9 protein-coding genes are annotated in these 9,392 nt (G+C 64.8%); 2 read left to right on the top strand and 7 right to left on the bottom strand.

The genetic code is table 11. The features are described from left to right. The 6 genes from CHB96_RS26000 to iolC form a co-directional block, all read right to left on the bottom strand. On the bottom strand, nt 1–449 hold a 449-nt coding region (locus tag CHB96_RS26000), incomplete at its 3' end, for an aldehyde dehydrogenase family protein (RefSeq protein ID WP_141136560.1). Between the two features lie 8 nt (nt 450–457). Next, nucleotides 458–1,333 (bottom strand): sugar phosphate isomerase/epimerase family protein, encoded by an 876-nt coding sequence (locus CHB96_RS25995; RefSeq protein ID WP_089251769.1) that lies wholly within the window; start codon nt 1,331–1,333, stop codon nt 458–460. A 14-nt stretch (nt 1,334–1,347) separates the two neighbouring features. Then, nucleotides 1,348–3,306 carry a 3D-(3,5/4)-trihydroxycyclohexane-1,2-dione acylhydrolase (decyclizing) gene (gene iolD, locus CHB96_RS25990; protein WP_176444507.1) on the bottom strand — a complete coding sequence of 653 codons (1,959 nt, stop codon included), beginning with the start codon at nt 3,304–3,306 and terminating at the stop codon, nt 1,348–1,350. Then, nucleotides 3,303–4,184: a 5-deoxy-glucuronate isomerase gene (gene iolB / locus CHB96_RS25985; RefSeq protein WP_089251767.1), complete on the bottom strand. Its 882-nt coding sequence runs from the start codon at nt 4,182–4,184 to the stop codon at nt 3,303–3,305. Before iolB ends, iolD begins: the two co-directional genes overlap by 4 nt. 3 nt (nt 4,185–4,187) lie before the next feature. After that, nucleotides 4,188–5,090: a Cgl0159 family (beta/alpha)8-fold protein gene (locus tag CHB96_RS25980; protein ID WP_089251765.1), complete on the bottom strand. Its 903-nt coding sequence runs from the start codon at nt 5,088–5,090 to the stop codon at nt 4,188–4,190. Next, nucleotides 5,083–6,069 carry a 5-dehydro-2-deoxygluconokinase gene (gene iolC / locus CHB96_RS25975; protein ID WP_089251763.1) on the bottom strand — a complete coding sequence of 329 codons (987 nt, stop codon included), beginning with the start codon at nt 6,067–6,069 and terminating at the stop codon, nt 5,083–5,085. The genes CHB96_RS25980 and iolC overlap by 8 nt, the downstream gene beginning before the upstream one ends. A gap of 267 nt (nt 6,070–6,336) precedes the next feature. Here iolC and CHB96_RS25970 point away from each other — a divergent pair, with 267 nt between their 5' ends. Further along, the gene (locus CHB96_RS25970) at nt 6,337–7,074 is read left to right on the top strand and encodes a GntR family transcriptional regulator (protein WP_089251761.1); all 738 of its coding nucleotides are present in this window, start codon (nt 6,337–6,339) and stop codon (nt 7,072–7,074) included. A gap of 1 nt (nt 7,075) precedes the next feature. On the opposite strand, the gene CHB96_RS25965 is transcribed toward CHB96_RS25970, so the two are convergent. Continuing rightward, the gene (locus CHB96_RS25965) at nt 7,076–8,074 is read right to left on the bottom strand and encodes a LacI family DNA-binding transcriptional regulator (RefSeq protein WP_089251759.1); all 999 of its coding nucleotides are present in this window, start codon (nt 8,072–8,074) and stop codon (nt 7,076–7,078) included. A gap of 147 nt (nt 8,075–8,221) precedes the next feature. On the opposite strand from CHB96_RS25965, the gene CHB96_RS25960 reads away from it, so the two are divergent. Next, nucleotides 8,222–9,385 (top strand): Gfo/Idh/MocA family protein, encoded by a 1,164-nt coding sequence (locus CHB96_RS25960; RefSeq protein ID WP_176444506.1) that lies wholly within the window; start codon nt 8,222–8,224, stop codon nt 9,383–9,385. The last annotated feature ends 7 nt before the right edge of the window (nt 9,386–9,392 follow it).

The following is a 9,392-nucleotide window of genomic DNA, read 5'->3' as shown; positions in this document are numbered from 1 at the left end:
AAGGGGGAGATGATGCCGACGGGTCCGAGGGGTTGGCGGATGGAGTAGACGTCGACTTTGGTGGAGGCGTTTTCGGTGAAGCCGCCCTTGAGCAGATGGGGGATGCCGCAGGCGAATTCGACGACTTCCTGGCCGCGGGAGATTTCACCCAACGCGTCGGAGAGGACTTTGCCGTGCTCACTGGTGATGATCTCCGCCAACTCGCCTTTGCGCTCGTTCAAGAGTTCGCGGAATTTGAAGAGGACCTGGACGCGCTTGGCCAACGAGGTGTCGCGCCAGGCGGGGAAGGCTGCGGCGGCGGCGTCGATGACGGTGCGGGCGTCGTCGAGGTTCGCCAAAGCCAACTGTCCGGTGATTTCGCCGGTGGCGGGGTTGGTGACCGGGGCGGTGTTGCCGGAGGTGCCGGCGTATTCCTTGTTGTCCAACCAGTGGCTGATAACGGTGCTCATACTCGTCCTTACTTCTTGAATTTGGTGATGTAGTCGTTCATCGTCTTCAACTGGTAACGGGAGACCTCGTCCGCGTTCTCGTCTTCACCGAAGACGCTCGACACCATGACGGTGTCGTCGCGGTCGTAGAAGCCCAATTCGCCCAGGCCGCCGAAGAATTCGTCCCAGTTGACGTCGCCGTCACCGATCTTCAGGTGCTGGTGCACGCGCACCGCGTTGCCCGGCGGGTTCGTGATGTAGCGCAGGCCGTGCGAACGATGGTGGTCCATCGTGTCCGCGACGTGCACCAGACGCACGAGATCGCCTGCGGTACGGAGGATTCCGGGAAGGTCGCCACCCATGTGGAACTGGTGGCACGCAACGACGGCCATGCCGAAGTTCTTCGAATTGATGCCACGGATGACACGAATGGCAGCCCGACCGTCCTCGACGAAATCGTCGGGATGCGGGTCGATCCGGACGTCGATGCCTTCGCGCTCGACGATCGGAACGAGCTCCTCCATCGAACGGTAGAACGCGCGCTCGGACTCTTCTGCCTTCTCAGGACGTCCGCTGAACTCGGTGTTCATGACGTTCACGCCGAGGTCGACGGTGATCTGGATGGCGCGCTTCCAGTACCGCACTGCGGCTTCGCGAGCATCCTCGTCCGGTCCGGACCAGCGCAGCACGGGCAGCACCGACGCGATGCCGACGCCAGCGTCCTTGCAGGCCTTCTTGAACTTGGCGACCAAGTCGTCGTCGGCCTTCGGGTGATTGAAGAACGGAATCATGTCCACGTGCGGGGTGAGCTGCAGGTACTCGTAGCCGAGGTCTGCCACGACGCGGGGCAGCTCCAGTAGCGAGAAATCGTGGTGGAACGGGGTGGGATCGAGTGCAATCTTCATGAAATCCCCTGGGGTCAGTTTCCGGACGGACGGAGGAACGGGCGCTGGATCTTCTTCCACTTCTCGTACGTGGCGTACGCGGTCTGTGTCGACTCGAGCGTCGAGGTCGCGCTGACCGGAACGTCCCACCACGACTCGGAGTCCGGAGCCGCGATCAGCGGGTCGGTCTCGACGTGGATGACGGTGCTGGTCTCACTTGCCTTGGCTGCCTTGACCGCATCGGTGAACTCGGAACCGTTGTTCACACGGACGACCTCGACGCCGAGACTCGCTGCGTTCGCCGCGAGGTCGACGGGCAGGATGCCTCCCTGCAGGCGTCCGTTATCGGAACGGTAGCGGTAGTCGGTGCCGAAGCGCTGCGAGCCAAGCGATTCCGACAGCGAACCGATCGATGCGAAACCGTGGTTCTGCACGAGGATCATGATGATCTTGACACCTTCCTGCACGGCGGTGACCAGTTCGGTCGCCATCATGAGGTAGGAGCCGTCACCGACCATGATGAACACGTCGCGGTCCGGCTCGGCCATCTTGGCGCCGATTCCGCCGGCCACCTCGTAGCCCATGCACGAGAAGCCGTACTCGACGTGGTATCCCTTGGAATCGCGTGTGCGCCACAGCTTGTGGAGATCGCCGGGCATGGAGCCTGCAGCGCAGACCACGACGTCGCGGGGATCGGAGAGCGTGTTCGCCAGGCCGATGACCTGGTTCTGGTTCAGCGGCGCCGACGAGTCCTCGATCTTGTAGACCGACGACACGGTGTCGTCCCACTCCTGCGCGAGTTCCGCAGTGCGAGTGCGGTACTCGGCGGGAACCTCGTAATCGGACAGCTCGACGGCGAGTGCCTCCAGAGCTTCACGAGCGTCGGCGACGACGGAGATGCCGCCCTGCTTCACCGAGTCGATCGACGCGACGTTGATGTTGACGAAGCGCACGTCGGGGTTGTTGAACGCGGTGCGCGATGCGGACGTGAAATCGCTGTAGCGCGTACCGATTCCGATGATGACGTCGGCGTCGGTCGCGAGGGCATTGGCAGCCGTCGTGCCGGTCGATCCTAGTGCACCGACGGACTGCGGGTGGTCGTATTTCAGCGAGCCCTTGCCTGCCTGGCTCTGGCCGACCGGAATTCCGGTCTTCTCGCACAGAGCTGCGAGCGCCTCGGTGGCGCCCGAGTAGATGACGCCGCCGCCGGCTACGATCAACGGCTTCTGTGCGGATCGAATGACCTCTGCCGCACGGGAAACGACGGACTTCTCGGGCAACGGTCGTGCGACGTGCCATGTGCGAGGCGCGAAGAAGGACTCCGGCCAGTCGAAGGCCTCGGCCTGAACGTCCTGCGGGATGGCGACGGTTGCGGCGCCGGTCTCGACCGGGTCGGTCAGCACGCGCATCGCACCGAGCAGGGCGCTGGGGAGCTGCTCGGGACGCCACACGCGATCGAAGTAACGCGACAGTGGCTTGAACGAGTCGTTGACGGTGACGTCGCCGCTCGACGGGAGCTCGAGCTCCTGCAGCACGGGAGCGCTCGCGCGGGTGGCGAACGTGTCGGCAGGCAGCAGCAGCACGGGCAGACGGTTGATCGTCGCGAGGGCAGCGCCGGTCAGCATGTTCGTCGAGCCGGGGCCGACGGATGCGGTGACGGCCCAGGCCTGCAGGCGGTCCTTCTGGCGGGCGTACGCGACGGCGCTGTGCACCATGGCCTGCTCGTTACGTCCGAGGACGTAGGGGAGTTCGGGCTCGACTCCGGCTTCGACGGCCTCGATCTCGGCCTGTAGCAATGCCTGGCCGAGGCCGGCGACGTTGCCGTGTCCGAAGATGCCGAACGCACCTGCGAAGAACTTGGTGCGGACACCGTCGCGCTCGACGTACTGGTTCGCCAGGAACTTCACGGTTGCCTGGGACACCGTCAGATGTACTGTGCCCTCGGTGTTTTCGGTCTTGCTCGCCGAGATCGGCGCGGTGGACACCACGATCATGCTCCTTCGGATGCGGTGTGGAGTGGAAGACGGGGATCGACTGCCTGATCTGCCCAGGTGCCGCGGATCCAGGTGTGTTCGGGGTCGTCGACTATGTTCCAGGCGCGCTCCTTGCCTGGTCCGGCCATGACGTTCAGGTAGTACATGTGGTAGCCGGGAGCTGCGACGGACGGGCCGTGGTAGCCGTGCGGCACGAGGACGACGTCGCCGGTGCGTACCTCTTCGAGGACCTCGATCGGACGCTGCGGAGTGCCGTAGACGCGGTGATAGCCGAATCCGTTGCTGTTGTCCGGGCCCGGCGCGATCTCGAAGTAGTAGATCTCCTCGAGTGCGGACTCGGTCGGAGTGTTCTCGTCGTGCTTGTGGCCGGGGTACGACGACCAGTTGCCGCCGGGGGTGATGACCTCACAGGCGATGATCGAGTCGGCCTCGAACGTGTCCGCGGTGCCGAAGTTGTGCACCTGACGGCTGCAGTTTCCTGCGCCGCGCAGTTCGACGGAGATGTCGGCTGCCGGAACGTAGCGGAACGGCAGCTTCTTCTCGGCGCGAGCGCCGCACAAAGCGAAGCGGCCACCGTCGACGCTGGCCACGGTGTAGGCCGAATCCCTACCGACATACGCGAAGTCGGACGGACCGTCGAACACGGACGCGCGTCCGGCGAGATCGAATTTCGTACCGTCGCTGGTGACGGTCGCCGAGCCGGAGAGCGGCACGACCATGATCTCGTCCTGGCCCGACTGCAGGTCCACGGACTGGCCTGCGGCGAGAGTCAGTGTCCAGAGGCTGGATTCGGTCCAGCCCGCGGACTCGGGCGTGACGACGACGTCGAAGCCGTCCTTGGCTCCGTCGCCTGCTGCGATGTAGTACTCGGAATTCATGTGTCACCTCACCATGTTCACGGCGGTTGCGACGGCAGCTGCGACGTCGCCGTCCTTCGGGTAGAGCAGAGTGCGTCCGACGATCAGGCCGCGGACGGCCGGAATCGCGAGCGCATTCGCCCAACTGGCGAAGGTCTCTTCCGGAGCGGTCTGCGGGTCGCCGCCGAGCAACAGCGTCGGGAGCGTCGTGGCGTCCATGACGCGTTCCATGTCCTCGACGACGGGTAGCTTCATCCACGTGTAGGCCGAGGTGGAGCCGAGGCCCTGGGTGATGTGGATGGACTTGATGACGGCGTCCGGGCTCAGGTCGTTCTTGACGCGTCCGTCGACGCGGCGTGACAGGAACGGCTCGACCATCGCGATGAGCTGGTGTTCTGCGAGTTCGTCGATGGCCTGGGCGCATGCCGTCATGGTCGACAGCGTGCCCGGGTCGTCGAGCGCGATGCGGGTCAGCATCTTCGCGCCGTTCATGCGCGCCTTGGCGGTCGACGCGGCGGTCGCGCCCGTCATCCGGTCGTCGAGCTCGAACGATGCGCCCGCGAGGCCACCGCGGTTCATCGAGGAGAACACGACCTTGTCCTCGAGAGCGCCGAGCAGGACGAGGTCGTCGAGAATCTCGGGCGATGCGAGGACGCCGTCGACGCCGGGGTTCGCGAGTGCGGTGCGCAACCGGTCGAGCAGTTCGGTGCGGCTGTTCATCGCCGTCATGTTGGATCCGACGGACAGAGCACCGCGTGCCGGGTGGTCCGCGGCGACGATCATCAGACGGCCGTTGCCGCGAATCGTCTCGCGCGTGGTGCGCGTCGCCCATGCACGTTCGATGGCCTGCGGATCGCTGGCGCGGATCGCGGTGACCTCGGCGTAGCTGGATGCGGCGGGTGCTGGGGTCAAGGTGGTCTCAGACATTCACGGACTCCGTAGCTGCTGTGTCGGCAAGTTCTGCGACCTCGGTCGCGGTGGGCATAGCGGTGGAGCATTCCAGGCGCGAGGCGACGATGGCGCCTGCCGCATTGCCGTAACGCAGGATCTTCTCGAGCGGCCACTCGGCGAGCAGGCCGTTGCACAGCGATCCGCCGAAGCTGTCGCCTGCACCGAGGCCGTTGACGACGTCGACGAAGTTCGGCGGGACAGTGACGGTCTCGTTCTTGGTCTTGCCCATGACGCCCTTGGGGCCCATCTTCACGATGGCGAGCTCGACACCGAGGTCGAGCAATGCGTCAGCAGCCTTGTGCGGGTCGGTCTCGCCGACGGCGACCTCGCACTCTTCCTTGTTCCCGACGGCGACGGTGACGTGCTGCAGCGCCTTCTGGACCTGCTCGGTCGCTGCGGCCGTGGTTTCCCAGAACATCGGACGGTAGTCGAGATCCAGGACGGTCAGCGGTGCGCGGCCGCGCGCTTCCCAGGCGGTGAAGTGTGCACTGCGGCTGGGCTCCTCGGACAGACCGGTGACGGTGGACCAGTACAGCCGGGCGCTGCGGACCGCGTCGACGTCGATGTCCTCCGGGCGGATCTGCAGGTCCGGTGCCGACGGCTTGCGGTAGAAGTACAGCGGGAAGTCGTCGGGTGGGAAGATTTCGCAGAACGTCACCGGGGTGGCGTACTGGGAGTCGGTGACGACGAAGCGGTTGTCGACGCCGAGGCGTGCGAGCTCGCCCGCGACATACCGTCCGAAGGGATCGTTGCCGACGCCGGAGATCAATGCCGACTTGCGTCCGAGGCGGGCCGCAGCGACGGTCACGTTCGCTGCGCTGCCTCCGAGGAACTTGCCGAAGGATTCGACGTTCTCGAGACCGACACCGGTCTGCAAGGGGTAGATGTCGACGCCGCTGCGCCCGATGGCGAGGACGTCGAAGGCCGTGGTGGTGGCATCGGCTGAGGTGGTCAAGATCGACTCCAGAGGGTGATTGGTGGCTGACGGTCGAGAGGGTCTGACGCAAGGCCTGTCATCTATTACTGTGCTGCAGACCACACGTTCGTGTCAATACTTTGTCCTGACATTCTTACTTCCAGTCATGCAGATGTTAGTGTTCGCCTACACTTCCGATCAAGCCGGGCTGTAGATTTACCGCCCCCGAGGAGATACGGAGCCGGAGAAGTGACTGCCTTCAATGCGTCGACGTCGGATGCGCCTACGAGCGGTTCGAGTTCGACGGTGGCTACGCCCTTGTCGGTCGAGCTCGACCGAGGCAGCCCAGTTCCTCTGTACTTCCAGCTGGCCCAGGCGATCGAGTCCGCCATTCTCGGTGGACAGTTGGCGCCCGGCGATCGTTTCGAGAACGAACTGGCACTTGCCAAGCGGCTCAATCTGTCGCGCCCGACGACGCGTCGTGCCATCCAGGAACTCGTCGACAAGGGTCTGCTGGTCCGTAAGCGTGGCGTCGGTACCCAGGTCGTGCAGAGTCCGGTGCACCGTCCCGTCGAACTCACCAGCCTGTTCGACGACCTGGCGCGGGCAGGTCAGAGCCCGTCCACCAAGCTGCTCGACTATCACGTCGGGGTGCCGTCCGAAGAGGTTGCGCGCGAGCTCAACATCTCGGACGACACCGAGATCGTGACGATCCGCCGACTCCGCAGCACCAATGGGGAGCCGTTGGCGTTGATGGCGAATCACCTACCGTCGTCGATCGCGCCCGATCCCGACGAGCTCGAGCATCACGGTCTGTATCAATCGCTCCGGACCAGGGGAGTGCACATCCGCCTCGCACGTCAGCGAATCGGAGCCAAGGCTGCCGACCGCGACGAGGCGCTCCTGCTCGACGAGAAGTACAAGGCCCCGCTGCTCACCATGCACCGCACGGCATTCGACGACTCGGGTAGCGTCGTCGAATTCGGTTCGCACGCGTATCGGGCTTCGCGGTACTACTTCGACACGACGGTCGTGGATCGCTGATTCAGGCGGGCGGCGCCGTCGACCCGCGGACCTGAATGGTGGGCGGTAGCAACGTGAGCGAGCCGGGGCGGTCCGGGTTTGCGATGCGCTCGACGAGCGCTGTCGCGGCTGTTCTCCCGACCTCCGCGGTCGCGTTGTCGACGCTGGTGAGCCAGACGTGACGTAGTTGCGCGATGGATGTGTTGTCGTATCCGACGATCGACATGTCCTGTGGAATGGTCACGCCGAGTTCCTGACAGGCCGTCATTGCGCCGATCGCGACGATGTCGTTGACGGCATGAATCGCGGTGGGGCGCGGCTGCGTACTCAACACTCTCGTCGCAGCGTCGTACCCGGCTTCCTCGGTCATACCGCCCTGTTCGACCCGCATGTACCGCTTCAGTCCATGTGCGGTCATCGCGTCGTGATAGCTCTGCGCTCGGATGTCGGCGACGGCACCGATTCCACCGATGTGAACGATACGTCGATGACCTTGCGCCACAAGATGTTCGACGGCAAGGCGCGTGCCGAGTTCGTCGTCGTTGGCGACGACGTCCACGCCAGGAAAATCCAGATCGCGGCTCGCGACGACGACGGTGGGCAGCAGTGCCGCGGCCTCGGCGATCGCCGGCGTCGGCATGCGGGTGCCGACGAGTGCGAGGCCGTCGAGTCGGAGATCCATGAAGCTCTGGACGAACGATTCGTCCGAGCTGCGGTCGAGTCGACCGTCGGCGAGAAACATCTTCAGGTCATGCTGCTGCAGAACGGAATTCATGCCTTCGAGGCAGTCGACGAACCACGGGTTGCGCAGGTCGTTGAGCAGCACGCCGACGATGTGCGTGCGTTGCTGCGTCAGGCTTCGTGCGCTCAGATTGGGGCGGTAGCCGAGTTCCCTGATGGCGTCCTCGACGGCCGTTCTCTTCTCGTCGCTCACCGAGGATGATCCTCGGAGGACCAGGGAGACAAGCGATTTGGACACGCCGGCATGTGCCGCGACGGTGCGGATGGTCGGCTGTGGCACCTGGCGGGTCCATTTCTCGAGGAGTTCTGTCGGCAATCGAACGCTAGCAGTGTCGGTATTGACACGTCGGCGCCCGGTGACGCACACTCTAAAACAGATTGGACCGGTCCAAAACCTACGGTTCACTATTCGTGAGGAGATCTTCCAGTGAGTTCAGCGCAGAACATCCGTGTGGGTGTCGCCGGTTTCGGTTGGATGGGCCGCGTGCACACGCAGGCCTACGCCCGCATTCGGCATCACTACCCCGAACTGGCGCTGGCGCCCGTGCTGGCGTCGGTTGCCGACGAGGTACCCGGCCGCGCCGAGGAAGCATCCGCGCAGTTCGGATTCGAGTCTGCGACCACGGACTGGCACGACATCGAGAACGACGCTGCGATCGGCGCCGTGTCGATCACTGCTCCGAACTTCCTGCACCGCACCATCGGCACCGCGATGGTGGACGCAGGCAAGCACATCTGGATCGAGAAGCCGGTCGGATTGTCGGAGGACGACGCGCGCGCCGTCGCCATCGCTGCCGACAAGGCGGGCGTCCAGACAGCGGTCGGCTTCAACTACCGCAACGCCCCGGCCGTCGAGGAGGCCAAGGCTCTCGTCGAGTCCGGTGAGATCGGTACCGTCACGCATGCTCGTTTCCGCTTCTTCAGCGACTACGCCGCGCATCCCGACGGCGCGCTCAGTTGGCGATTCGAGCGCGCACGCGGCGGCAACGGTGTGCTCGGCGATCTCGCGTCCCACGGCGCCGACCTGCTCTGGTACCTGTTGGGAGACATCGACTCTCTCGTCGCCGACACCGCGATCTTCGTGCCGCAGCGCGCGAAGCCCACGGGAGCGACCAGTGGGCACGCGTTGGCAACGGGAGGCGAGCTGGGTCCCGTCGAGAACGAGGACTACGTCAGCAGTCAGATTCGTCTTGCATCGGGTGCACGCGCGACGCTGGAGGCCAGCCGCGTGTCCGTCGGTGAGCAGAACGCGTACGGCTTCGAGATCCATGGCACCAAGGGCGCTGTCTTCTGGGACTTCCGTCGCCTCGGCGAACTGGGTCTCAGTGTCGGCGGTAGCTACCAGGACCAGCCGGTGTCGACGATCTACGTCGGTCCGAAGCAGGGCGAATACGGTGCCTTCCAGCCAGGATCCGCGTCGTCGATGGGGTACGACGACCTGAAGGTCATCGAGGCGAAGCGCTTCCTGCAGTCCATCGCGGAGGGTAAGCCCGTCGGCGCGACGATCTGGGATGCCGTGCGCAGTGCACAGGTCCTCGACGCCATGACGCGCTCTGTCGAGTCCGGCGCATGGGTGAAGCCCGGCGCCTGAGGTTCCT

The organism is Rhodococcoides kyotonense, from assembly GCF_900188125.1.
GTDB classification, from domain to species: domain Bacteria; phylum Actinomycetota; class Actinomycetes; order Mycobacteriales; family Mycobacteriaceae; genus Rhodococcoides; species Rhodococcoides kyotonense.
This window is presented reverse-complemented; position numbering and strand designations above follow the sequence as displayed.